This window comes from Hirschia sp. (genome assembly GCF_058892565.1).
Genome location: NZ_JBZXVU010000028.1, coordinates 43,877 through 67,760 on the forward strand (window position 1 = coordinate 43,877; position 23,884 = coordinate 67,760).

Genomic DNA, 23,884 nt, shown 5'->3' on the forward strand with positions numbered 1-23,884 from the left:
ATTCTTCTATTGGCTCTCGACCATTAGATCAATTATCTTTATTTACATACCATCCAGTGAGGACAGCTCCGAGCACGGCAACAACAAAGCCACTAGCTGCCCCTGTCGCCGCCCCAGGCACTCCCCCCACTTTATATCCGTTATAAGTTCCTGAGGCTGTACCAGTAATTATACCTACGAGTATCGCAAAAGTAGCTTGATCCAAATCTTCTACATGCTCCCTATAAGCAGGATCATTGAGGGGGTAATCAGGGTTTTCTATCATAAATTGTTTAACATTCTCTGCGTCATCACCAAATTTGTTCCAAAAGGAATCACTATCATCTGGAGGCCCCCAGTCTTCTTGTGGTTCAGGTGAGTATTGTACTATAATCGGTGCCATCACCAATTCATCTTGGTCAAAAGATAAGTTATCTTCTGTAAATTGACTTGCTGCCCAAGCGTCGGCTGCATCAGCCAATGCTTTATGTGCCTGCAAATCTAGTCCTCCAACAGCACTTGCTGTTACAACAATAGTCGGTTGCCTGCTTCCACCACTCACGGCTTCCAGCTCATGCATTTTTAAATCACGCATAATTTTCTCCTAATAGTTTATGCACTCTACTCCCCCTTTTCAGTCTCGCGCGGGATTGCGTTTGATCCGAACAGGATTTCTTGAAGATCCGGATTGGCGGTTATTGCCGATGGGATCTGTTGCTCTTTTGGAGGTGGAGATGTCATGGATGGCGGCTTTCTCAATTCACCTGCCTGTCCATTCATCACACCAATCACACGGTCAGCTGCTCCAATTGTCTCTTTTCTATGAGCTGCTGCAATTCGTGTCATTTTGAGCTGATTGAGATTTTCATTGATTTTTTTCTCTGTCGCTTCGTCCAAATGCGCAGTACCTTCATCCATCACGAGAATTCTCGGCTGACGATAAAGCGCTCGCGCCAACATGATGCGTTGCTGCTGGCCACCCGAAAGGGTTGTGCCCATATCCCCGACAAGGGAACGATATGCCATTGGCATTTGTTCAATGTCATCATGGATACATGCTATTTGGGCTGCCCAGCGCACACGCTCCATATCTGTCTTCTCATCAAATAGAGCGATGTTTTCGGTAATAGAACCTGCCAGCAAAGTGTCATCCTGCATGACCACACCAATCTGGGCACGGATAGACGAAGGCCCCCAAGTCGACAGCGGCAATCCATCAAAATAAACTTGTCCACCTGTGGATGGATATAAACCCATCAACACGCGTAAGAGTGTTGATTTTCCAGAACCTGATGGCCCTGTCAAAGCAATAAATTCACCTGCCTGAATGTCCAAATTCACATTGGTCAGGATTAAAGGCTCATTTGGGGCATAGCGAAACGATACACCTTGAAGCTGGATATTGCCCCTCAATTCCCGTTCTACGCTAGGCGCATCAATTCCTTTTTCGCGATCTTGCAAAGCAATATCTGCCACGCGCTCTAAATGCACATCCAGGAGCTTAAAATTTATCCATTGTTCGACAAGCGCCATGAGACGTTGCTCAAGTTGGCCTTTATAAGCGATAAATGCTGTGATCATCCCAACGGTCATTTGCGTGGCGATAACGGATTTTGCCGCGATATAGACAATCAGGATTGTGGTAAGCCCCAATATAGCCTGACTGATCGCTCCATAGCCAATATTCACATTGCCAACACGAATAGTGGCATTAATGGAATTGGCCGCGAGGTTACGCCATAGGCTGGCTCTGTTATTTTCTGCACCTGCAATTTTGATTGTTTGCATAGCGCGTAGGTTTTCAAGGAATTTAGTATTCTCTTTAGCCTCGGCAACCAGCAAATCACCTGCCAAGCGCTTAGAAAGCTCCAAGAAGATCAATCGCAAGACGACATAGAGTAAAATGCCTGCAATCGTAATGAATGCGAGTTGCATATTATAAAGGAACAATATCGCGCCAACGAAGATGGCGAGCACACCATCAATCAAAACCATTATAGCGCCATTGACCACGAGATCGCGGATGGGCTGCAAGGATTGAAAACGTTGCTGTATATCACCCACATGCCGTCTGTGAAAATATGGCAATGGCAGACGCATCATGTGATGCAAAAGACTGGCCTCCATATCAAAAGAAACAACATTGGAGAGGAATTGAAACACCAAGCCGCGAAGGATGATGGTAGCTACTTCAAACACTTTGAGGAGTGCAAACCCTGCTGCCACCGCGCCCAGCAGACTTAAATCTCCTTTAAGCACGGCTTCATCAATCACGATTTGCATAAAATATGGGCTCATCAAGACAAAGACCTGCATGATGAGGGACAAAACCAACCCTTGGCCCAACGCCTTCCATGTAGAGCCGTCCAACTTGACCAGACTGGATAAACGTACTGGCTTCTTAACCTTGGCTTTTTGAAATTTAGGTGTGGGAGCAAGTTCTAAGGCAACGCCAGTGAAACTCTCATCTGCATCAACGAGCTTGACTACTTTCTGACCACTGGCTGGATCAAGTAAAACTAGTTTATCTTTTTGTACGTCTTTAAGGACAACAAAGTGATCCATATTCCAGTGCAAAATGGCTGGACGACGTAAATCTTTAAGTTCTTCCAGTTCACACCGAACAGCACGTGAGCCAAGACCTAACTGTGCTGCAATATCAATAACATCTTTGAGTGAAGACCCTTTAAGAGAAATGGGATGTTCGCGACGCAGAGTTGAAATGTCAGATTGATAGCCAAAATAAGAAGCAACCATCCCTACGCAAGCAAGACCGCATTCAGCAGCCTCTGCCTGGCGCAGCAGTTCTATCTTGCGAAAACCGCTTAAATTAAGAATGGATTGTCCAATATCCACTCGTCTCCCCCCCCTGAACGACTTCTAAACACGCAAGCTGAAAACATTGCGGTCAAGTTGCTGTTCAAAGTGAGAATAAGATGAGCAGTTCGTCAATTAGGGATTTCCCTAGTTGAGTTAGGAAATATTGATCTTAAAATTTAATCCAATGAGTTTCTGCAGCTCTACGTGCGGCAGTTAAATGCCACACACACCAATTGCCAGAAAAATGCACCCAATCTGTGGGTAAACAACTTAAAGAAAAGCTGGGAATAAAAAATTCATGAGACCGGAGTGATGAAAATGGACTTACGGCGATTGTTTGATTCATATGAGGGAATGTCTGTTCTGGTTCTGATTGCAGCCCCATGAACAGAACCGCAATGAGTCAACTTTTGGCGAAACCCAGCCACCTTACCAACTGGTATAATTGGCCCAATGCTGCCGTTAAACATATTTTTTTGAGTGACCTTTATTGGGCTATTTTCCGACGGTATATTTAATAGCTGACGTTAAGCTTAAATCAGTATATTCTTTCGCTAATGATCCAAACGTTTCGAACAGTTTTCATTTTATTGAGCATGCTGGTGCTATTTGCGCAGCAGAGCGTTTGTGCGTGCGTGTCTCACTTGAGTCTCCAAGTTCAATCAGAGCGCCACGCATCCTCGGACATGCACCATTCTATGGATTGCGATGGTGATGAAACCCCAACTAATCATGACGAAGACTGTCCACACTGTGAATACAATCATGTGCTAAAATCAGATACTTCCTTTGAAGCTGCCCAATTACCTTCAATGGCTAAAACCGTAGCTTTGACCGCGGTTTCGGCACTTCCCTCTGCACCCATTGTAAAACCTATTAAGGAAACGCGTTTCCAACACCTTGCGCAAGGTCCACCTACTCCAACGCCTGTCACCTTAAAAATTCGTCTTTTGAATTGAGTTGCACCGAACATGCGCTTGTTTGCGCGTGTTGTCTCACCTGCAATTAACTCAATTTATTAGGATGAAAGATGATTTCTCGAAGACAATTTATTCAGACAACTGCTCAAGGCGCTGCCCTTGCTGGGTTGTCCACTTTACTGCCCAGTTGGGCGCTTGGGGCTAGTCATGGCAATATGGGGTTGCCACAGCTTACAGGCACACGTTTTGATCTCAATGTTGGTAAATTCCCAGTGTCTATCAACGCAAAGCAAGGGCAAGCTATTGGTGTAAATGGCACCATGCCAGCACCGCTTATTCGCTTTCGCGAAGGTGATGACATTACGATAAATGTCACCAATACTTTAGATGAAGATACCAGCATTCACTGGCATGGCTTGCTTGTACCATTCGAAATGGATGGTGTTCCGGGTGTGACGTTTCCCGGCATTCGTCCCAAAGAGACCTTCACTTATAAATTCTCTGTGCCGCAATCAGGCACATATTGGTATCACTCTCATTCAGGCTTACAGGAACCTTTGGGACATTATGGGCCTCTAATCATTGATCCAAAACATCATGATCCGGTTGAATATGACCGCGAATATGTATTGGTTTTATCAGATTGGAGTTTTGAAAGCCCATATCGAATTTTCTCAAAACTTAAGAAGGTCAGTCACACTTACAACTTCCAGCAAAGGACAATCCCTGACTTTCTGCAAGATGCTAAAGAGCGCGGTCTTGGCCCAGCATGGTCAGAGCGAGAAATGGGGGGGCAAATGCGTATGTCTCCAAGGGATATATCTGACGTAACAGGTGCAACCTTCCACTATCTCATTAACGGGCACGGCACTGCTGATAACTGGAATGGTGTGTTTAATGTAGGTGAGCGCGTTCGCTTACGCATCATCAATGCATCATCAATGACAATGTTCAATGTTCGTATACCCGGGCTACCAATAACCATAGTAAATTCTGATGGGCTAAATGTTCAGCCTGTTGAGGTTGATGAATTTCAAATGGGCGTGGCAGAAACATATGATGTGATCGTTCAGCCAACAGAAGATAAAGCCTATGCCTTTGTTGCTGAAAGCATAGATCGCTCCGGGCAAGTTGTTGCAACGCTTGGGCCGCGTGCGGGTATGCGTGCACAAGAACCTAAAATGCGCGCTGTACCAACTCTGACCATGAAAGACATGGGGATGGACCATAGCGCTATCGGGCATGGAGACATGCACCCAGAGGCAATGGATCATTCTCAACACAATATGCCAGACAATTCGCACTCAGGGCATGATATGGGCAAAATGGATCACAGCATGCACAAAATGCATGGTGACAGTGCTTGGCCCGTTGAAAAGAAAGACATCAAACAAGGTGTGGGGGTCGTCAATGTAAATACAAGCCCTTTAAGTCGTTTAGATGAACCGGGTATCGGACTGGAAAATGTGCCTCACCGCGTATTGCGCTACACGCAACTTAGAAGCTTGGATAAGAACCCCGATACACGGCAGCCGGAGCGAGAAATTGAAATCCATCTGACTTCAAATATGGAGCGCTATATGTGGTCCTTTGATGGCGTGAAGTTTTCTGAAGTCAAAGAAGCCATTAAATTCCACGAAGGCGAACGCGTAAGAGTGACGCTCATCAATAATACGATGATGCCACATCCTATCCATTTACACGGCATGTTCTTTGACCTTGTAAATGGCGCAGATGATCACAAACCGCGCAAGCACACAGTGATTGTCAAACCTGCAGAAAAACTCTCATTCGATGTATCAGCAGAACATATTGGCGATTGGGCGTTCCACTGCCATCTCCTCTATCACATGCATGCAGGTATGATGCATGTTGTCTCGGTTTTACCTTCAGACAAGCCGGTTCATAAACATGAGGAACACGAACATATGCAGCATGAACCCGAAAAAACGATGGACCATTCAACAATGGATCACTCGCAAATGGATCATGGCACTATGAACCACCACCAGCACGGAAAGGAGAAATAATCATGAAACGTTTTTCTCTATTCCTCACAACTAGTGTCTTGTCATGTTTAGCATTTACACCTTTAGCCAATGCGCAAGAGCACTCCCATCCGGCTAATGATGAAAAGCCGTGGTCTATGGCGGATGAATATTTTGATCCCGAAGAAATGGCACATACTCGGGCGCATGTTCTCCATCATAATGGCGGGCAATCCTTTGGAATGCTGATGGTCGACCGTCTTGAGGTGCAATCAGGCGAAGATGAAGATGTTGGCGTTTGGGACGCGAGCTATCGTTATGGCGGCGATATCGACAAACTTTATATTACCACCGAAGGAGAATACTCGCTTGAGCATGATGAATTTGAAGAGGTTGAAGTGCAAGCTCTTTGGTCACATGCAGTCTCTCGCTTTTTTGATGTGCAAACAGGTGTACGATATGATTTTGAGCCTGATGGACTTGCCCATGCTGTCTTTGGTTTTCAGGGATTAGCGCCATATTGGTTTGAAGTTGATGGGGCAGCTTATTTGAGCGAAAAAGGTGATGTGACAGCGGACTTTGAAGCAGAATATGAACTTCTTCTCACACAGCGGCTTATTCTTCAACCACGCCTTGAGATAGGCATATCCGCCCAAGATATACCAGAACTTGAGGTAGCTTCCGGTATTACAGATATCGAAGCTGGATTACGCTTGCGCTATGAATTTAAACGTGAAATTGCGCCTTATATCGGCATAGAGCACAAAGCGCTGATCGGAGAAACAGCAAATTTGGCTGAAGCTCATGGTGAAGAGGCCAATAGTACATTCTTTGTGTTAGGTGTGCGTGGCTGGTTCTAAGCTAAATTAGGGGATCATTGTTCCAGATAGTCAATAATTGGACAATCGGGACGATGATCTCCGCCGCAGTTTTTGATAAGATGAGAAATCGCAGTGTGCAGGGATTGTAACTCTCTTTGCTTTTGCTCAATCTCATCTAGACGGGTTTGGGCCAACGCCTTTACCTCAGAGCTGCTACGCTCTCTGTCTTCATAGAGGCTCAATAGTGAGCGACATTCTTCTATCGAAAAACCAAATTCACGCGCCCTGCGAACAAAGCAAAGTTTACGGGCATCTTGCTCACTGTAATCGCGATACCCCGCTTTAGTACGACCACTAGCAGCCACAAGACCGATTTCAGAATAATAGCGTACAGTTTTGGTAGGTAATTGTGCGATTTTAGCGACTTTACTGATATTCATTTTAAACGTTGACCTTCCAGTTACTGGAAACCTTAGCATGTCTTCACATTATAGAATACATGACTGAGAGACATAAATGACATCACTTGCAAATGGGCTGAATTTAAATTGGACTAAATGGAAAAGCTGGAAGAAAGCCTCCCAAAATACGCTATGGTGCTTACTGGGGTGTTCTATTGGTGATTTGGGAACAATCGCGTTTTTTCAATTCACGGGTATTCCTTGGCCCGCCTGGGCTATTATGACTTTAGCCATCACAAACGGATTGCTAACGTCCATCATTCTTGAAACCATTATTCTCTCGAGGCAGATGGCTTTCAAACTTGCATTTCAGACGGCTATTGGCATGTCGTTCATATCCATGATCGCCATGGAGGCAGCAATGAATTTAGTCGATGTCTGGGTCACAGGCGGAGCTAAGCTTACATGGTATGTGATCCCGCTCATGCTTCTGGCCGGCTTCTTAGCACCATTACCCTATAATTACTGGAGGTTGGTTGCATTGAAGAAATCATGTCATTGAAAAATGAACGGCTGAAATTTGCTTCAACTGGCCATGTAATCGCTAGGTGGTAAATGTCTGTTTTGGGCGATTTTCTCACCAATGCGAAAATCAAAATTGTTGGCAGTTTACATAAAACTGTGAGTCACTTCGCCTTAGAAACTCAATTCATTCATGGCGGGACCAACAGTCTTCTTATCAAAATTGATGTGATCAAAGATGGACACATCAAACGGGTGCATAATTTTCAGCAACTCCTCTCTTCGATAAGCCATTCCGCCTCCGTCTCCGTATGCAGGCCGGTCTGTTTGATGTCCCATCATTAAACAACGCAAGCCGTAATCTATATTTGCCTCCTGCATGCGTTTTTCAAACGAATGACGGAATGAGTAAATTATATGATCAGGACTAGGGAATAACTCCCTAACCCGAAAGGCTTTCAGCATATTTGCCGAGAATAACTCATTTCTATCGTGATAATGCTTAAACCCTTCCGGCGCTCTCTTAGCGGCTTCAAGGGCAACACCGACCAGTGGAATTTCTCTGATAGAGCTTGTTGTTTTGATTTCCCGGTTTGGCTGAGGCCGAATACGTATGTGAGGAATTTCATCTCCAAGACGAATATCATCTGGCTGAAGGTTTATAATTTCACTTGGCCGACATCCAGTCTCTATCAACATATATGTTATTAACTGTAATTCCCATTTTAAGCCAGAAAGTGCCCCAGGTTTTAAAATTTTTGATCTAACCCACGCGTCAGGAAAAGCGGGAACTTCTTTTATAGCCTTCTTCTTCAAAAATAGATTTCGGAATGGATTAGGCCGCTCTTCATCACCAACGTATTTGAAATAAGCCGAATACAATTGACGAACATTTCCTAGATGCCGGTTCGCAGTACTCGGGGACACTTGTGTCATTCCCTTGGTTGGCGACTGGATACGCTGCAGCCACCATCTATGGAATTCTAAAGCGTGATCTCGCGTTATATCTACGAGTGGCATATCGCCTATGACTTTTACAAAATAGTTTATGGAAAGTGTTTTCACTTTCCGCCACTGATACTTTTGGTTTTCGGATTTATTATATTGATCATCAATCGCGATTTCGTCGAAATACACCTTCAACGCCTGCGTCATTTGTACTTTAGGCTCCTGAACGCCTCCTAAAATCGCTTCTGTCTGTAATTTATCTGTTTCAGTGTTTTCATTAGCAGAAGGCTCTACAGCTTTGAGCCGCGCTACGATATCCTCAATATCCTCCTGTCGCACCAGTGAATCAAGAGGCATGTATTTGAAGCCGGAAGCCATGGCATGAGCCCGAGCAGCCCTATAGCGTTGTTCAGCTATAGCACTATCAACTTGACTACCTTGCTTACCAATCGCCTCAGAGAGCTCTACTAGAGCCCAATACTCATCATCCGCCTGAGCCAATTCATCTCTACGCATCCTAGCGATCTCTAAAGATGATGTACGCATAGCAACGCGAATAGTCCCTCGCTTATCTATTCCGCTGAATTTCTTAGGCACTCTTCTATAATAGTGCCAGCGACCGCCTCTTAATCTGAGGTATTTTTCATCGAGGATTGATGTGCTCATTGGTGTTTTGTAGCACAAAATGTGCGCAATTTGTAGCACAATTTTGTCGATACACTAAAAACGCAAGAGTAGAACACAAAAAAATTTGTGTTCTTTCAAGGCACTATAAGAATTTCTAGAAAAATTCCTGGTGCGGCCGAGAAGACTCGAACTTCCACGGGTTTTACCCCACAGCGACCTCAACGCTGCGCGTCTACCAATTCCGCCACGGCCGCAAACCGAAACGAACAGCGAGATATACAGACACCTGCGCTTCTGTGAACCCCGAAAATGACTTGGATCTAAAATTTTTTAAGTTTACCTGTTGAAAAATAGAGGCTCCAAAATCAATCAGGCTTATTTTATTGCTCTGTCGCGTAATAGTCTTCAACTTGTGCTGCACCTGTGACGGATACCGACACACGCTCACCATCAATAACCAATTCACCGCGAGCAATTGGATGATTGTTTGCAAGAATCCAAACTTCATCGTATTCGCTAGCATCCAATGGAATCACAGCACCACGTCCCATACGCAATAATTGCTGCATAGGAATTTTAGAGCGCCCTAAAAGCACTGTGATCTCAATTTCGACGGCGTCCATTTGCGAAGTCAAGAACAAAACCCCATTCTTAGGTTATAAAAGCCAGCCTAGAATTTGGACTATCTAAGTGAGTAAGGAGTTAACATCTTCCATGAGTGGTGAAATTCTCGAAAATAAACTTTCCCAAATTGAATGGGCGGTCTCCGATAATCTGGTAGATTATAATGATGCAGTTCGCTTCATGGAAGAAAGAGTGGCGGCTATTTCAAAGGGTGAGGCCAATGAATTAATCTGGCTGCTGGAGCATCCGGCCATATATACCGCTGGAACAAGCGCCAAGCCATCAGACCTTGCCGCTCCAGATCGTTTTCCCGTTATTCAAGCGGGTCGTGGTGGACAATATACCTATCATGGACCGGGGCAGAGAGTTGCTTACGTCATGCTGAATGTGGGTAAACGCGGAAAGGATGTTCGCGCCTTTGTGTATGGGCTTGAACAATGGATTATCAATTCACTCAAAACGCTAAACGTAACGGCCGAACGCCGCGAAGGTCGAGTCGGTGTCTGGGTGGACCGAACAGCTTCCGGTGGCCCTTTAAAGGAGGATAAAATCGCGGCTATAGGTGTTCGTCTTAGAAAATGGGTGTCATTTCACGGCATAAGCCTGAATGTCGAACCAAATCTGGAACATTTTAGCGGGATTATACCTTGCGGCATCTCAGAGGATGGACTTGGTGTTACAAGCCTTTTTGATTTGGGCAATCCGATCACAATGCCTGAAGTGGATGCCCTTCTCAGGCAGGAATTTACAAGTATTTTTGGAGACACAATTATTGTGCCTCCACCTTTTGAATAGAATGAATTTGATCAATACAAAGAAGACTTCTGAAGATGTCTCTATTCAAACTCAACAAGCACAGCATCAGCTGCAACGGAATCTCCGGCTGCTGCATTAATGGATTGAACTTTACCATCAGCTTCAGCGCGGATAATGTTTTGCATCTTCATAGCTTCAACGACACAAACCGCTTCCCCTGCTTTGACGTCTTGTCCCAATTCGACAGCCATAGACACAATAAGGCCCGGCATTGGACTGAGGATTAGTTTTGAAAGATCAGGCGCTTCTTTTTCTGGCAGCTTGGCATAAAGCTCCGCAGTGGTAGGAGACAATACCAAGATTTTGGCTGTGACACCTCTGTGTCGCAAGACATAGCCTTCACTTGTGTCCTCAAACCGCACAGCAAATGGCGTGTTGTCTATTAAGCCTTCGACAACGCCCATGCCGGGCTTCCAGTTTGTAGACAAGCCAATAGCAGCTTTTTTACCCTTAAATTTGATTTCAGCCTCACTATTGGAGGACGCGATTGAAACCGAAATGGGTTTGCGATCGATTGAAACAACCCATTCTTTTCGAATTGCCCTGCCCGGATCCATTTGGTTGGATATTTTATCAGCCCTACTGACAAAGACATCATGAATATAGGCCGCAACCGAAGCTAACAAAACTTCTTGCTGTTTGGATGGTTCAACACCGCTAAATCCATCAGGAAACTCGTCGGGAATATAATTGGTCGTTAATTTTCCACTTTTAAACCGCTCCTGAGCTATGACAGCTTGCAAGAATGGTGAGTTATCCTGAATCCCTTCAATGCGGAGACGATCTAAAGCCATTTCATGGACATCAATCGCGTCATCACGGGTTTTTCCATGCGTGATCAATTTAGCGATCATCGGATCATAAAACATGGAGATTTCATCTCCTTCACGCACACCCGTATCAATGCGCACCTCACCTTTGCCCAACTTTCCTTCAGGTGGGAACTGACAGCGTTTCAAGCGACCAATAGATGGTAGAAAACTACGATATGGATCTTCAGCGTAAATGCGTGTCTCAACGGCCCACCCTTTAATGCCGATATCATTTTGCTGATGATTTAAGGTCTCTCCATACGCCACGAGCAACATTTGTTCGACCAGATCAATTCCTGTCGTCATCTCCGTAACAGGGTGCTCCACCTGCAAGCGAGTGTTCATTTCTAGAAAATAGAAATTTTTGTCTTTATCGACAATGAACTCCACCGTTCCGGCTGAATCATAATTTACAGCTTTTGCCAAAGCGATGGATTGTTTACCCATTGCAGCACGGGTTTTCGCGTCAATGAAGGGAGAAGGTGCTTCCTCAACAACCTTTTGATTACGACGCTGAATAGAACATTCTCGCTCATTCAAGTGGATACAATGGCCATGCTTGTCACCCAATACCTGTATTTCGATATGGCGTGGCTCGGTGATAAATTTCTCAATAAATATACGGTCATCACCAAAAGAGCCTTTTGCTTCGGCTTTTGAATCACGGAAGCCTTCGCGGGCTTCGTCATCATTCCAAGCAATTCGCATCCCCTTACCGCCGCCCCCAGCAGATGCTTTAATCATCACTGGATAACCAACTTTTTGAGATATTTTGACCGCTTCCTCTGCGTCTTCAATCAATCCCATGTGGCCGGGAACTGTGCTCACGCCAGCTTCTGCAGCGAATTTCTTCGATGTAATCTTGTCACCCATAGCTTCAATCGCGATAGGGTTGGGACCGATAAAGGTGATTTTTTCTTTTTCAAGACGGCGCGCAAACTCTGCATTCTCAGACAGAAAACCAAAACCTGGGTGAACAGCTTCAGCGCCTGTTTCTTTTACAGCCGCGATGATTTTATCTTGCACCAAATAGCTTTCCGAAGATGCTGAACCACCGATAAACACTGTTTCATCTGCTAATTCGACAGCAAGAGAGCCTGCATCTGCTTCAGAATAAACGACAACGGTTTTAACCCCTAACCGCTTACATGTTTTGATGACACGGCAGGCGATTTCACCGCGATTTGCTATCAGAATTTTCGAAAACATAAGTCGTATTTGCCCCGTATTTTATCGGATTAATCCGTATTTTTATTTTAGTACTAGTTTTTACACATTTTGAAGACAATCAAGACCAAAGCCATAACTGCGACTTTCCAACACATGCCGTAGCGGTCAATGAGAATCGTCAATTTCGTCTTTCTCGTCACGCGGTGAATCAATAAGAGATTCCAGCAATCTCAATTTCGATGTTACCGACACGAGAAAAGCGGTAGACCACCCCAAAAGAAGAAAACCTGCAGCTGATTCAATTGCAGCAAGCATTCGCCATTTCTCATCTAAATATATGTCTCCATATCCAACAGTCGTAAAAGTGGATGTGGAGAAATACAAAGCGGCTTCGAAGCTCGAAAACTCACCGAGAAATAAGTAAAGGGCCGCAAACAACCATATTTCGATTGTATGCAAGAGAAACAAAAGCATTATGACAGCAAGGATAGCACCACTTTGCAGCCATAAAGATGCTGCGGTCCGCCGCGTGATATTATCTCGACGCAAAAGCGCAATTAGACCTGTCAGTCCCAAGAAATGAACGCAGGTTATCAGACTTACCATAATTATGGCTACGATGAGGTTTTGCAAAAGCATGGACAACACTCTTCATATTTCAGGTTCAAATCACAATTTTGACCTTCTATCAGCCTAGCTCGCGCCACAATTGTTTAACGAGATATTAACTCAAAATATCAAATATTGTGCGATTGTTAGCACTTAATGTTGAAGCGCGTTTATGAGGGTGAGTAAATGCTTATTTTCGGTCTGCACCGTTGGCGTGGCGAAACCGGCAAAAAATACTGGTTTAACATTACGCTGACAGACAATGGATTACCAAGTGATCCCGGTATTTATATATTTGTCCGTCGCTACTTTGTTTTCTGGCTAAAGCCTTTGTATGTTGGCAAAGCTGCTAGCCTGAGTGGCCGTCTCAAAGGACATGAAAAATGGGGGCGTGCTTGGTGGGATTTAGGCGCGACGGAGCGGCATGTCGCCCGTTTTAGTACCGAAATTGAGCGCAGACGCGTTGAAGAAGATCTCATACGCGGTTTAAAACCTCCAATGAATGATATCCTTATCCCTCGCGGTCAGGACGATGCGCCAAATGATGCGACTTTGCTACGCAAATGGAAATTTAGACGATATCTTTGGAGCTGGTTCTCACCCGGTGCTTCCCAGCGGTAAGTTTTGCGCTTTTCTTTCAATAAATCAGATATTTCCTGACAATATTAAGATATAATCGGGCCATTACACTTGAGTCATTTTTTAGTTTGTATATACTTTGTGATACATTTTATGGATAGATGAAAGTAGCGTGCTATGCCGCACCACAAGAAAAAGCACAAAAAAGTAAAAAAAGACAGCCAGCTTGTCTTGCGTGTGAATAAGGATGAACGCGATGCTTTTGTTGAACTGTGTGAAGAAATGGATACGAGCGCGTCCAGAGAGATACGCCGTTTCATGAAGGAATTCATATTAGAACATACAGAGGAAGACGAAGTCGAGATTGTTGCCTCGCCTCCTAAAGATGAAGCTGACAGCTAAATTAAGCCTTTTGTATCCCGAAATTATACAACAATAAAAAAGCCCATATCGATATGATACGGGCTTTTATTTTGTATACTTGCTAGTGTCTAAAGCGGGATATTGTCATGCTTTTTAGGCGGATTTTTGATTGATTTGTTTTTCAGCTGACGCAATGAACGTGCGATTCTGTAGCGTGTGTTGTGGGGCTGAATCACATCATCAATATAGCCCTTGCCGGCTGCGACGAATGGGTTGGCAAATCTGTCTTCATACTCTTTTGAGCGCTCAGCCATTTTTTCAGGATTGTCGCGTTCAGCGCGATAAATAATCTCGGCAGCACCCTTTGCACCCATCACCGCGATTTCAGCATTTGGCCATGCATAATTGACATCACCGCGAATGTGTTTTGAACTCATCACATCATACGCACCGCCATAGGCTTTGCGGGTGATCACTGTGATTTTTGGCACGGTCGCTTCGGCGTAGGCAAAGAGCAATTTCGCACCATGTTTAATGAGGCCGCCATACTCTTGCTTTGTGCCCGGCATGAAACCCGGTACATCGACAAAGGTGATCAAAGGGATGTTAAAGCAGTCACAAAAACGCACGAAGCGCGCAGCTTTGCGGGAAGCATCAATATCTAGCACGCCGGCCAGCGTCATAGGCTGGTTGGCAACAAAGCCAACAGGTGCGCCTTCAATACGCCCGAACCCGCATAGAATATTCGCGCCAAAATCAGGGCTAATTTCAAAAAAGTCGCCTTCATCAGCAACCTTCTCAATGAGTTCACGCATATCATATGGCATGTTGGGATTTGCCGGAATAAGCGTGTCCAGACTGTTTTCAACACGGTCAATCGTATCAAAGCTAGGGCGCGTGGGTGGTTTCTCGGCTTGGGAACCGGGAAGAAAATTCATAAGCCGGCGGATCTGGATGAGCGCTTCTACATCATTGTCAAAGGCACCATCGACCACACCCGATTTAACGGCGTGAATTGAAGCGCCCCCTAATTCTTCGTGGGAAACATTTTCGTTTGTGACTGTTTTAACAACATCAGGACCGGTCACATACATGTAGGATGTATCTTTCACCATGAAGATGAAGTCGGTCATAGCCGGCGAATAAACATCTCCCCCTGCACATGGCCCCATAATCACAGAAATCTGCGGGACACAGCCAGATGCCATGACGTTTTCAAGGAAAATATCCGCATAACCAGCCAGAGAATCGACACCTTCTTGAATGCGAGCACCACCGGCATCGAAAATACCGATAACGGGCGCGCCATTACGTGTGGCAGCTTGCTGGACTTTAACGATTTTTTCGGCGTGGGCTTTGGATAGAGAACCACCAAACACTGTAAAATCTTTGGAGAACACATAGACCATGCGCCCATCAATTGTTCCCCAGCCTGTGACAACACCATCTCCAGGAATGCGTTTTTCTTCCATTCCGAAATCATGACAGCGATGCTCTACGAACATGTCCCATTCTTCAAATGAGCCTTCGTCTAATAGTATTTCAATGCGTTCACGGGCTGTGAGCTTGCCTTTTTCGTGTTGCTTATCGATTCTAGCCTGACCGCCGCCCAGTCTAGCTTGCTCACGTTTTTCGGCGAGTCGTTCTAAAATATCGCTGCTCATGAAATGCCCCGTACATATCGTATTTATATTGTTATTCTCTTTAGATAAGAGACAGAAACAACCTATGGCAAGCTTTGAATGATTCCCAAAAGGTCGCATGGCGGTAGGTAAGATCAAAAAAAGCGCTACCTTCTTGAAAGTAGCGCTTTTGTATTCAATCTAAGCTATCATTTTTGTATTAGTCGAAATTGAACCGTTGAACACGGCCATTCTGACCAATCGCACAGACTGTATCGCGATTTCTAAACCCGTTTGGACCATGCACCCTCATGGAGCCAGTGACACGCAAACGACCTTGGCGACCAATATCAACATAAGGTTGGCTGCGATATTGTGCGGAATATGCATTCAAACGATATGCTTGCTGATTGGCTTCTCGTGCACACAGCCCAATAGCGTGATTTTGATCAGAATGACTAATGTTTCGAATGCCGCCATTGCGCGGATAGGAAGGGATGTTCCCTCTACCGTCATTGTGGCCATATTCTTGGCCCCTTGAATTTGGAAACCTCACGCTGGACAATTCAAATATTGCGCGACATCCATCGCGAACCCACATTGTATTCCCGCGAAGTCCCCATTCATCACCCTCATCACAGCTTCCCTTTGATTTACGATCATAAACGCGGGCATCTGCAATGTTGAAATTCACATCAAAATGGCAAACATTTGAGCGGTATCCCGATGATCCACACTCTCTTAAGACTGTGATGGGACGCACATTCCGATCATTTCTATGATTTGATTTCAATGTCTTTTGGACAATCTGAACTTTAAGCCCTTGATCTGCAAAAGCTGCGGGAGCCGCGAAGAGCGTGGACGCTGCTATCGCAGCGACTGACGCCCATTTAGTGATTGATGAAGTATTGCTCATGCATTGAGTGTGCGCTCACCAAGGCAACACACGATGAACATAATTTTCAGAATAAGCAATTTACTGATCTAATAGATCAAACTCACGCGTATGTGATAATCGCCTTAGTTTCAGCGTTTTAACGCCGCAAAAAAGACCCCTAACCCCAATGCTTGATGGCGATTATACGCAACTCTATGCATTGCCTCTTCGTCTTCACCCCATTGTTCTGCTTGGTATATTTCATCTATGCGAGACAAATCAAAGGCTTCTTCAGCCAGCAAACGTCCTTGTTCTACAGCAAGCGACAACACAGCAGACCCAAACAAGCCAAGACCGAAATTTAATCCTGTTAATCGCATATCATCTAAATTGGCTGCATGTTGGCGCGCCGCTTCCAATGATGTTGTTGGCTGAGGACTTGCCATAACGCCTTCAACTGGAAGCAAGAACACATTCAGTTCTTGAGCAGCCCAATCGCGTATCGGTGCCCAGCCTTCTTGCTGACGCTCTCTTAAAACGGTTGGACCTTCTGCAAGATGAGATACAAGATCGGTTTCAGCATAGCGCGCGACCTCATCAGCCATTTCTGAGCGTGCCAAGGGCGTACGGTCGATCGCAACATTTACAAGTCGTGTAATGTGCATTGTGGCGACATCAATAAACTCGACTTGATCAGCCCACTCTCCTGCTACGGCTTCAGCAAGTTCTTCTGTTGGTAAACTAAGAGGCTTCTTAGCTGGTGTTTTAAGTTGCCGACCATCCAACGAAATCGTCCAATTGCCATCACCAAGCTTTTCAATGCCAGCTTGCTTATAGAACTTTTTCATTCTTTGACCTGCGTTTCCAAAGTCACTCATGATGTTACTTTGTCCCCAAACGCATATAGACCTTTGCGAAGACCGGCAAAATCATGATGAACATCATGTGCACCCGCTTCGATCAATTCTTCAGCTTTTCCAAATCCCCATGATACCCCCAATGCATGCACATTTGCGGCGCGTGCCATCTGCATATCAAAAGTGGCATCGCCTATCATGACTGTCTGCTCGGCAAAACAACCCAACTCATCCATGTTCTTTTGAACCATGTGAGGGTGTGGTTTTCCCGGACCGTCATCAGCGCACCAATGCGTATCAAAATACTTTTCTAAATCGTGCATCTGCAAAATATGGCTCAACCCTTGGCGAGATTTACCTGTGGCAACGCCCATCAACCAACCATCGGCCACCATATCTTGAAGGAGTTCAATAGCCCCATCATATAATGGTTCTTTGAGATCTGGATTGCTGCGCAATGCAACAAATCCAGTTTTGTAATCTTCATACACACGCTGAATCGCATTTGGGTCTGCTTCGGGCAACATGTATTCAATAGCTGTCTTCAACGACAAGCCAACGATTTTACGGGTTTCATCAAAATCAGGCGTTCTAAAACCCGATTTTTCAAACGCAAAAACCATAGCAGCCTGAATCATCTCACGACTATCAATCACAGTTCCATCAAGGTCCCATACAGCGAGTTTAAGTGACATGGAGTAGCTCTCTATATAATGCAGAAATCGGCACGTCTTTAGCGACGGCGGCCCATAGGCTGAATAGTATCAAACGGATTTCCAGCTTCATCTTCCGAGAAACCGAAAAAATCAAATGTCTTTTTCATGTGTTCTGGCAAAGGCGCAATCACTTCAACATCGGATCCACGACGACGCGGCATACGCAATGCACGCGCATGAAGGTGTAGTCCTGGAGGAAGACCAGCGGGTGTTTCACGATCACACGTATATTTTGCATCACCTAAAATGGAATTTCCAATTTCAGACATGTGATACCGCAATTGATGCTTACGTCCTGTAGAAGGCTTTAGAGCCACCCAAGAGGCGCGTTGGCCTGCCGTTGATACAACTTTAAAATCTGTAATCGCGAACACCGCACCTTTTTGGCCATGCACACCAGCAGTCATTAGCTCTTTATCCTGCCCAGGCCCATGCGCTTTCATCATCCAACCACGCAATTCGCCTTCATTAGGGTTTGGCACGCCCTTCACTACAGCCCAATAAATTTTATCCAGCTCACGAGAGCGGAAATGCTTGCTCATCTCGGCAGCAGATTGCGCTGTTTTGGCCAAGACTAGCAAACCAGATGTGTCTTTATCCAAACGGTGCACCAGACGCGGTTTATCTTGACCGGGGCGTGTTAGTGCATTGGCCATTCCATCAACGTGGCGCAATGTCTTTGTGCCACCTTGCACAGCAAGCCCCGAAGGTTTGTTTAGCACGTACACATCTTCATCTTCATACAGGATCAGAGATTGAATAAGTTCGGCATCTCTTGGAGAAACATAAACCTCTTCTTCTTTTTGTGGATGTTTCTTGCCCTGATCTGTTGATGGCATTGGCGGCACGCGCACAACCTGCCCCGGCTCTAAGCGTGTGCTAGACTTCGCGCGGCTACCATCCACACGTACTTCGCCCTTGCGAAGCAGCTTTTCGACCTGCCCTTGTGTTAATCCCGGGAAGCGACGCTTCAACCAGCGATCAAGACGTACATCGCCTTCAGTATCGCCCACAGGGATCTGAAGAACTTGTCCTTTATTCCAACTCATATCGCAAAAACCTTTCGGGCGATCATCAATCCAATAAACATGGCGATTACCCCGAGCGCCAAAGTCCCTAAAGCATAACTCGCTGCTTGGAGATATGCTTTTCTCTCTATCATCAACATTGTTTCCAAGCTGAATGTCGAAAAAGTGGTAAAACCACCCATCACACCCGTTGCTAAAAACAGTCGCCAATTATTGCCGCCATCAATTTTAAACGCCAACCATCCCGTCAGCACTCCAAGTAGAAGCGATCCCAATATATTTGCGCTGAATGTGCCCCAAGGCATGCTCGGACCAAACACTCTCAACATAAAACCAGAAAGCGAATAGCGGGCCGTCGCGCCTATAGCGCCGCCTAGAGCAACTAAAACAATGTTCTGCATCCGCGCCTCTTAGCCTGTTTTATCCTTTAACGCCAGTAGGCCATTTTCTAAGGATAAAGCCGTGAGACATTGTTTCATATCATCTGGAACATCCGCGATTATATCTATCTCTCCACCATCAGGGTGTGGTGTCAGCAAACGATAGGCATGCAGCATAAGGCGCGCAGGCTGATAGCTTCCTTCTAAAGCGTCTGTTCCATAATAGGGATCAGCGAGTATGGGCCGTCCAAAATGCTCCAAATGCACACGCAATTGATGCGTGCGCCCTGTTTCGGGTGTTAATAGCAAGAAATGATAATCATTCTGGCTTGATAGGACGAGATAGCGAGTGCGCGCATCTTGTGCGCCCTCACCATCAACGTCACACGGTCGCATCAATGCTAGGTTTGGTTCTTTTTGATAACGCTGCAAATGGGCATCAATGACACCTTCGCTTTTTTCAAAAGCGGGTCCGCGCACGATTGCCAGATAAGATTTATAAGCTTCACGCCGCTCAAAGGTTTGCTGGAAGAATGATGTCGCAGGCTTTGTGCGTGCAGCGATAATCACGCCAGACGTGAGCATATCCAATCTATGCAGCATGCGCGGTCGTTTGCCATTGCGTTTCACATAGACTTGGAGCAATGCGTCAAAAGTGCGATCTGCTGGGCTTCTTGTTTGGCAAGCTAAACCACTGGGCTTGTTGAATGCGAGTATAGAATCGTCTTCACCTAACAGAAGTTCATCCATATAGTCTCTATCCGCATGCGTTACTTGGTAAGGTTTTATTAACTTTTTAGAAAAGTCGCCCTTTTCCCATGGTTTGTCTTCACTATTCTCGTTTTCCATGAAATTACCTCAAGTATTAATGAAAAAAAACATTGTAATCATGCGAATCATTCGTCATTCTATCCGTGGGGCTGTTCTATCAAATGCTTGAGTAAAGGTCACAAGCAAATGGACGAACAGATTAAGAGTAGAGTGTTTTCATTGGTTGAGCCAACGTATCGCGAAAGCGTGCACCAAACCAAACGACTTCTACCAAAACTTAGTCATACCGAAACGCGCAAGCGCGATGAAGCTTGCTTGCGCTCTATTTTGTTTTCATTCGATGAAGCGATTCTTAAGGCACCAAATGTGCTTAAAGATCCTGCCGCATTCGCCCGTCTCGCTGCTGCTCACGGTTTCCCGCTGAGTTGCGCCATCCAGAGGCAACGCAAATATGGCAATATCAATGAAAATGCAATGAGGATGCTAGCCCAGCAAAATTGCTTGGGTCACAAGCTGATACAGCTCTGGAAGCGTATTTCTCCAGAGATTTCCCGTAGAGTAGAAAAAATGAATTCCAATCAAGCCATACCATATGAGCCGTTTTCCCCCGGCATCATGCGGAAAATGAGACAGGCACTTGCACCATTACGCGATCAGCTCGGCTTTGAAATTGTGTGTGATTTGAACTTGCTAGACAATCCCGTCGCTTTTCTAGCAATGTGCCAGCGCATTGGATATAATGGTCCAGGCTGGACCTATGACACGAGCAAACCCAATGATCTCAACAAAGTGGTCGGCCAACGCCTGATCGACACATGGCGTATTATCGTCACAACCTAAATCAACGTTTTGGTTCAGATTGGCGCGCTAACTCGGCGCGTCGTTTGGACCAATGCTGCATTCTATCTCGAATACTTGCTTCCCGCCCCGCACCATCGGGCTGGTAATAAGATTGCCGTTGCATACCGTCTGGAAAATAGTTCTGGCCTGAAAATGACCCTTCCTGATCATGATCATATTTATACCCTTCATTATATCCTAAATCCTTCATCATGGATGTTGGTGCATTTAGGATATGCATTGGCGGCATGAGCGAGCCTGTTTGTGCTGCAGATTTACGGGCTAATTTATATGCTGCATAAACTGCATTTGATTTTGGCGATGTCGTGATGTGAACCAAAGCATGAGCCAGCGCCAATTCACCTTCTGGAGACCCAAGCCGTTCATATGTGCGCGCGGCTTCTCCCGCTATCATCAGAGCTGTCGGATCAGCTAGTCCAACCTCTTCAGAGGCCATACGCACAATGCGGCGCGCAAGATAGAGCGGGTCTTCGCCTCCTTCGAGCATACGGCAAAACCAATAAAGCGCTGCATCGGGATCTGAACCACGCACGGATTTATGCAGAGCCGACGCCATATTGTAATGCTCATCACGATCCTTGTCATAAGCAGGTGCACGTTTTTGCAAAAGTTTGGCTAGTTCATCTGGATTAAGAGGACTGACGCCCCCTAAAGATAAAACCTCTTCAGCGAGATTGAGCAGATAGCGACCGTCTCCATCTGCCATGTCTTTCAAGCTGGCGCGCGCTGCTGTTGATAATGCGAGTTTCTCGCCCGTTTCAGCTTCAACGCGCAAAAGCAGTTTCTCTAACGCTGCATCTTCAAGTCGTTTCAGCACCATGACTTGGCATCTAGACAGCAATGCACCGTTTAGCTCAAAGCTTGGGTTTTCAGTTGTTGCCCCAACAAGTGTAACAATCCCGCGCTCTACAAATGGCAAAAACCCATCTTGCTGGGCTTTATTGAAACGATGTATCTCATCAACAAATAGCAAAGTGCCTTTGCCAATTTGTCGACGCTTTTCAGCACGATCAAAGGCAGCACGCAGATCTTTTACACCAGAAAATATTGCCGATATAGGATCAAATTCCAACCCCGCTCCGGCTGCCAACAATTGCGCTATCGTTGTTTTACCAACACCGGGCGGGCCCCACAGAATCATGCTTGCAAGGCGTTTATTTGCCAGCATCCGACCAATTGGCCCATCCGCCCCGATCAAATGGTCTTGTCCGATTACATCAGATAAGGTCTTTGGTCGCAAGCGATCCGCTAACGGTTGTGGGGCATTATCATCAAGGCCGGCAGCGGAAAACAAATCAGTCATGTGTTTTGTTTACCGCCCCAGCGCGCAAAGCGAAAGCCGTTTTATAATTTACGGCCTACATCCGTATATTTGATGTAATTCTGCGGCCATTTCTTTCGATTGTCACAGCCCAAGTCGAGCCGCGCCCGCCTTGATTTTTCAAGATTTTAAGTAAGTCATCGGATGTTTTTATAACACTTCCATTGACTTCGCGTATCATATCACCCGGACGCAAGCCAAAACGTGATGCAAGTGATCGACGCAATACGCGGTTCACAAGAACACCCGATGCAAAAGGATCGCGCCCTAATTCATCGGCCAAAGCTGGCGACAGGTCTGCAACTTCAGCGCCCGAGAATGGACTTGCATTGCCGTCAATCAAGTTCATTTCAGATTTTGTTGCGCCCGGAGGCGGTGCCAACTTCACTTTTACCGACTTATCTTGACCACTTCGAAGATAAACAAGCGTCGCTTTATCACCCGGAGCGAGCGTTGCGGCTAAAAATTTCAATCCACGCTCATCAAACACTTCGCGGCCATCAATAGATTTCACAAGATCTCCGCGTTTCAATCCTGCTTTTTCCGCTGGACCATCAGGATAAATTTCAGTGACCAAAACGCCCATTGGACGCGCTAAACCCATAGATTTCGCGATATCGGCTGTGACGGCTTGCCCTTTTAAACCCAGCCATGGACGTATAATTTGACCATCATTTACAGCTGCATCAACAACGCGCTTCACCATTTCTGCAGGAATTGCAAAGCCTATCCCATTTGATCCACCAGATCGGGAGAAAATAGCTGTGTTCACGCCCACTAAACGTCCATGGGAATCAACCAATGCGCCCCCAGAATTACCTGGATTAATGGCCGCATCGGTTTGAAGGAAAAATGCGTAATCGGAGACACCAACGTCTGTTCGTGCTTGCGCTGAAATTATACCTGTTGTGACTGTTTGCCCGACTCCGAAAGGATTTCCGATAGCTAACACTAAATCGCCGACTTCAACTTGGCGTGTGTCAGTTATTTCTAGGGTTGGAAGCGCTTCGCCCTCAGTATCAATTTTCAAAACTGCTAGATCCGTGCGCTGATCTGCAATGATAAGTTCAGCTGCAAATTCTCTTCTATCGGCGAGCACAACTTTAAACTCATCAGCCCCCTCAATAACGTGGTTATTTGTAACGATAACCCCGTCTGATCCGACAATGACTCCCGATCCAAGTGATGATTCTACGCGTTCGCGTGGCACACCCCCCATTTGATTCCCGAAAAAGCGCTGAAAAAACGGGTCTTGTGAAAAAGGAGAAGCTGTTTGTTTAACGACTTTTGAGGTAAAAACGTTGACGACTGCTGGCGCAGCTTGCTTCACCAAAGGAGAAAAAGACATGGTTACTTCCTGCTGGGAAGTCGGCACCACTCTTTCTACCGTTTGAACGGGAGCTTCTTGTGCGGAACAAGCAGTCACGGCGAGTAATGAAACGCTCAGAAACG

The 23,884-nt window shown here is 45.7% G+C and carries 24 protein-coding genes and 1 tRNA gene; 8 read left to right on the top strand and 17 right to left on the bottom strand.

What is annotated here, in order from left to right; all coding sequences use genetic code 11:
* Nucleotides 1-28 precede the first annotated feature (28 nt).
* Nucleotides 29-574, bottom strand: a complete 546-nt coding sequence (locus AC5EF3_RS11240; RefSeq protein WP_493548107.1) for a hypothetical protein — start codon at nucleotides 572-574, stop codon at nucleotides 29-31.
* Nucleotides 575-600: 26 nt separating this feature from the next.
* Nucleotides 601-2,835: a peptidase domain-containing ABC transporter gene (locus AC5EF3_RS11245; protein WP_493548108.1), complete on the bottom strand. Its 2,235-nt coding sequence runs from the start codon at nucleotides 2,833-2,835 to the stop codon at nucleotides 601-603.
* A 608-nt stretch (nucleotides 2,836-3,443) separates the two neighbouring features.
* On the opposite strand from AC5EF3_RS11245, the gene AC5EF3_RS11250 reads away from it, so the two are divergent.
* The 3 genes from AC5EF3_RS11250 to AC5EF3_RS11260 all read left to right on the top strand — a co-directional run bounded on the left by AC5EF3_RS11250 (nucleotide 3,444) and on the right by AC5EF3_RS11260 (nucleotide 6,567).
* Nucleotides 3,444-3,758, top strand: coding sequence for a hypothetical protein (locus AC5EF3_RS11250; RefSeq protein ID WP_493548109.1), 315 nt, complete (start codon nucleotides 3,444-3,446; stop codon nucleotides 3,756-3,758).
* 71 nt (nucleotides 3,759-3,829) lie between these two features.
* On the top strand, nucleotides 3,830-5,749 hold the full coding sequence (locus AC5EF3_RS11255; RefSeq protein ID WP_493548110.1) for a copper resistance system multicopper oxidase: 1,920 nt from the start codon (nucleotides 3,830-3,832) through the stop codon (nucleotides 5,747-5,749).
* 2 nt (nucleotides 5,750-5,751) lie between these two features.
* Nucleotides 5,752-6,567 (top strand): copper resistance protein B, encoded by an 816-nt coding sequence (locus tag AC5EF3_RS11260; protein WP_493548111.1) that lies wholly within the window; start codon nucleotides 5,752-5,754, stop codon nucleotides 6,565-6,567.
* 14 nt (nucleotides 6,568-6,581) lie between these two features.
* On the opposite strand, the gene cueR is transcribed toward AC5EF3_RS11260, so the two are convergent.
* On the bottom strand, nucleotides 6,582-6,968 hold the full coding sequence (gene cueR, locus AC5EF3_RS11265) for a Cu(I)-responsive transcriptional regulator (protein ID WP_493548112.1): 387 nt from the start codon (nucleotides 6,966-6,968) through the stop codon (nucleotides 6,582-6,584).
* 76 nt (nucleotides 6,969-7,044) lie between these two features.
* On the opposite strand from cueR, the gene AC5EF3_RS11270 reads away from it, so the two are divergent.
* Nucleotides 7,045-7,491, top strand: coding sequence for a DUF4396 domain-containing protein (locus AC5EF3_RS11270; RefSeq protein ID WP_493548113.1), 447 nt, complete (start codon nucleotides 7,045-7,047; stop codon nucleotides 7,489-7,491).
* A 134-nt stretch (nucleotides 7,492-7,625) separates the two neighbouring features.
* On the opposite strand, the gene AC5EF3_RS11275 is transcribed toward AC5EF3_RS11270, so the two are convergent.
* From AC5EF3_RS11275 to AC5EF3_RS11285, 3 genes are all read right to left on the bottom strand, one after another.
* Nucleotides 7,626-9,065 carry a DUF6538 domain-containing protein gene (locus tag AC5EF3_RS11275; protein WP_493548114.1) on the bottom strand — a complete coding sequence of 480 codons (1,440 nt, stop codon included), beginning with the start codon at nucleotides 9,063-9,065 and terminating at the stop codon, nucleotides 7,626-7,628.
* A 128-nt stretch (nucleotides 9,066-9,193) separates the two neighbouring features.
* Nucleotides 9,194-9,280, bottom strand: a tRNA-Leu gene (locus tag AC5EF3_RS11280).
* A gap of 126 nt (nucleotides 9,281-9,406) precedes the next feature.
* Nucleotides 9,407-9,649 carry a FliM/FliN family flagellar motor switch protein gene (locus tag AC5EF3_RS11285; RefSeq protein WP_015827875.1) on the bottom strand — a complete coding sequence of 81 codons (243 nt, stop codon included), beginning with the start codon at nucleotides 9,647-9,649 and terminating at the stop codon, nucleotides 9,407-9,409.
* 91 nt (nucleotides 9,650-9,740) lie between these two features.
* On the opposite strand from AC5EF3_RS11285, the gene lipB reads away from it, so the two are divergent.
* Nucleotides 9,741-10,445: a lipoyl(octanoyl) transferase LipB gene (gene lipB / locus AC5EF3_RS11290; protein WP_493548124.1), complete on the top strand. Its 705-nt coding sequence runs from the start codon at nucleotides 9,741-9,743 to the stop codon at nucleotides 10,443-10,445.
* A gap of 41 nt (nucleotides 10,446-10,486) precedes the next feature.
* On the opposite strand, the gene AC5EF3_RS11295 is transcribed toward lipB, so the two are convergent.
* Nucleotides 10,487-12,487, bottom strand: a complete 2,001-nt coding sequence (locus AC5EF3_RS11295; RefSeq protein ID WP_493548115.1) for an acetyl-CoA carboxylase biotin carboxylase subunit — start codon at nucleotides 12,485-12,487, stop codon at nucleotides 10,487-10,489.
* A 126-nt stretch (nucleotides 12,488-12,613) separates the two neighbouring features.
* A complete protein-coding gene (locus tag AC5EF3_RS11300; RefSeq protein ID WP_493548116.1) occupies nucleotides 12,614-13,087 on the bottom strand; it encodes a potassium channel family protein in 474 nt (157 codons plus the stop codon).
* 156 nt (nucleotides 13,088-13,243) lie between these two features.
* On the opposite strand from AC5EF3_RS11300, the gene AC5EF3_RS11305 reads away from it, so the two are divergent.
* Nucleotides 13,244-13,678 (top strand): GIY-YIG nuclease family protein, encoded by a 435-nt coding sequence (locus tag AC5EF3_RS11305; RefSeq protein WP_015827879.1) that lies wholly within the window; start codon nucleotides 13,244-13,246, stop codon nucleotides 13,676-13,678.
* Between the two features lie 135 nt (nucleotides 13,679-13,813).
* Entirely contained in the window at nucleotides 13,814-14,038 is a 225-nt protein-coding gene (locus tag AC5EF3_RS11310; protein ID WP_015827880.1) for a hypothetical protein, read from the top strand.
* Between the two features lie 89 nt (nucleotides 14,039-14,127).
* On the opposite strand, the gene AC5EF3_RS11315 is transcribed toward AC5EF3_RS11310, so the two are convergent.
* From AC5EF3_RS11315 to AC5EF3_RS11345, 7 genes are all read right to left on the bottom strand, one after another.
* A complete protein-coding gene (locus AC5EF3_RS11315; RefSeq protein WP_493548117.1) occupies nucleotides 14,128-15,663 on the bottom strand; it encodes an acyl-CoA carboxylase subunit beta in 1,536 nt (511 codons plus the stop codon).
* Between the two features lie 178 nt (nucleotides 15,664-15,841).
* On the bottom strand, nucleotides 15,842-16,537 hold the full coding sequence (locus tag AC5EF3_RS11320; RefSeq protein ID WP_015827882.1) for a DUF3011 domain-containing protein: 696 nt from the start codon (nucleotides 16,535-16,537) through the stop codon (nucleotides 15,842-15,844).
* Nucleotides 16,538-16,647: 110 nt separating this feature from the next.
* The gene (locus AC5EF3_RS11325; protein WP_493548118.1) at nucleotides 16,648-17,346 is read right to left on the bottom strand and encodes an ATP12 family chaperone protein; all 699 of its coding nucleotides are present in this window, start codon (nucleotides 17,344-17,346) and stop codon (nucleotides 16,648-16,650) included.
* A gap of 26 nt (nucleotides 17,347-17,372) precedes the next feature.
* Entirely contained in the window at nucleotides 17,373-18,050 is a 678-nt protein-coding gene (locus tag AC5EF3_RS11330) for an HAD-IA family hydrolase (protein WP_015827884.1), read from the bottom strand.
* Between the two features lie 38 nt (nucleotides 18,051-18,088).
* A complete protein-coding gene (locus AC5EF3_RS11335; RefSeq protein WP_015827885.1) occupies nucleotides 18,089-19,120 on the bottom strand; it encodes an RluA family pseudouridine synthase in 1,032 nt (343 codons plus the stop codon).
* The gene (gene crcB, locus AC5EF3_RS11340) at nucleotides 19,117-19,500 is read right to left on the bottom strand and encodes a fluoride efflux transporter CrcB (RefSeq protein ID WP_493548119.1); all 384 of its coding nucleotides are present in this window, start codon (nucleotides 19,498-19,500) and stop codon (nucleotides 19,117-19,119) included. Before crcB ends, AC5EF3_RS11335 begins: the two co-directional genes overlap by 4 nt.
* A gap of 9 nt (nucleotides 19,501-19,509) precedes the next feature.
* Nucleotides 19,510-20,328 carry an RluA family pseudouridine synthase gene (locus AC5EF3_RS11345; RefSeq protein WP_493548120.1) on the bottom strand — a complete coding sequence of 273 codons (819 nt, stop codon included), beginning with the start codon at nucleotides 20,326-20,328 and terminating at the stop codon, nucleotides 19,510-19,512.
* A gap of 108 nt (nucleotides 20,329-20,436) precedes the next feature.
* Here AC5EF3_RS11345 and AC5EF3_RS11350 point away from each other — a divergent pair, with 108 nt between their 5' ends.
* On the top strand, nucleotides 20,437-21,090 hold the full coding sequence (locus tag AC5EF3_RS11350; RefSeq protein WP_493548121.1) for a hypothetical protein: 654 nt from the start codon (nucleotides 20,437-20,439) through the stop codon (nucleotides 21,088-21,090).
* Nucleotide 21,091: 1 nt separating this feature from the next.
* Here AC5EF3_RS11350 and AC5EF3_RS11355 read toward each other — a convergent pair whose 3' ends face one another.
* Together AC5EF3_RS11355 and AC5EF3_RS11360 are read right to left on the bottom strand one after the other, a co-directional pair.
* Nucleotides 21,092-22,414, bottom strand: a complete 1,323-nt coding sequence (locus AC5EF3_RS11355) for a replication-associated recombination protein A (RefSeq protein ID WP_493548122.1) — start codon at nucleotides 22,412-22,414, stop codon at nucleotides 21,092-21,094.
* A gap of 55 nt (nucleotides 22,415-22,469) precedes the next feature.
* Nucleotides 22,470-23,884, bottom strand: a 1,415-nt coding sequence (locus tag AC5EF3_RS11360) for a DegQ family serine endoprotease (RefSeq protein ID WP_493548123.1), incomplete at its 5' end; no start/stop codon positions are given.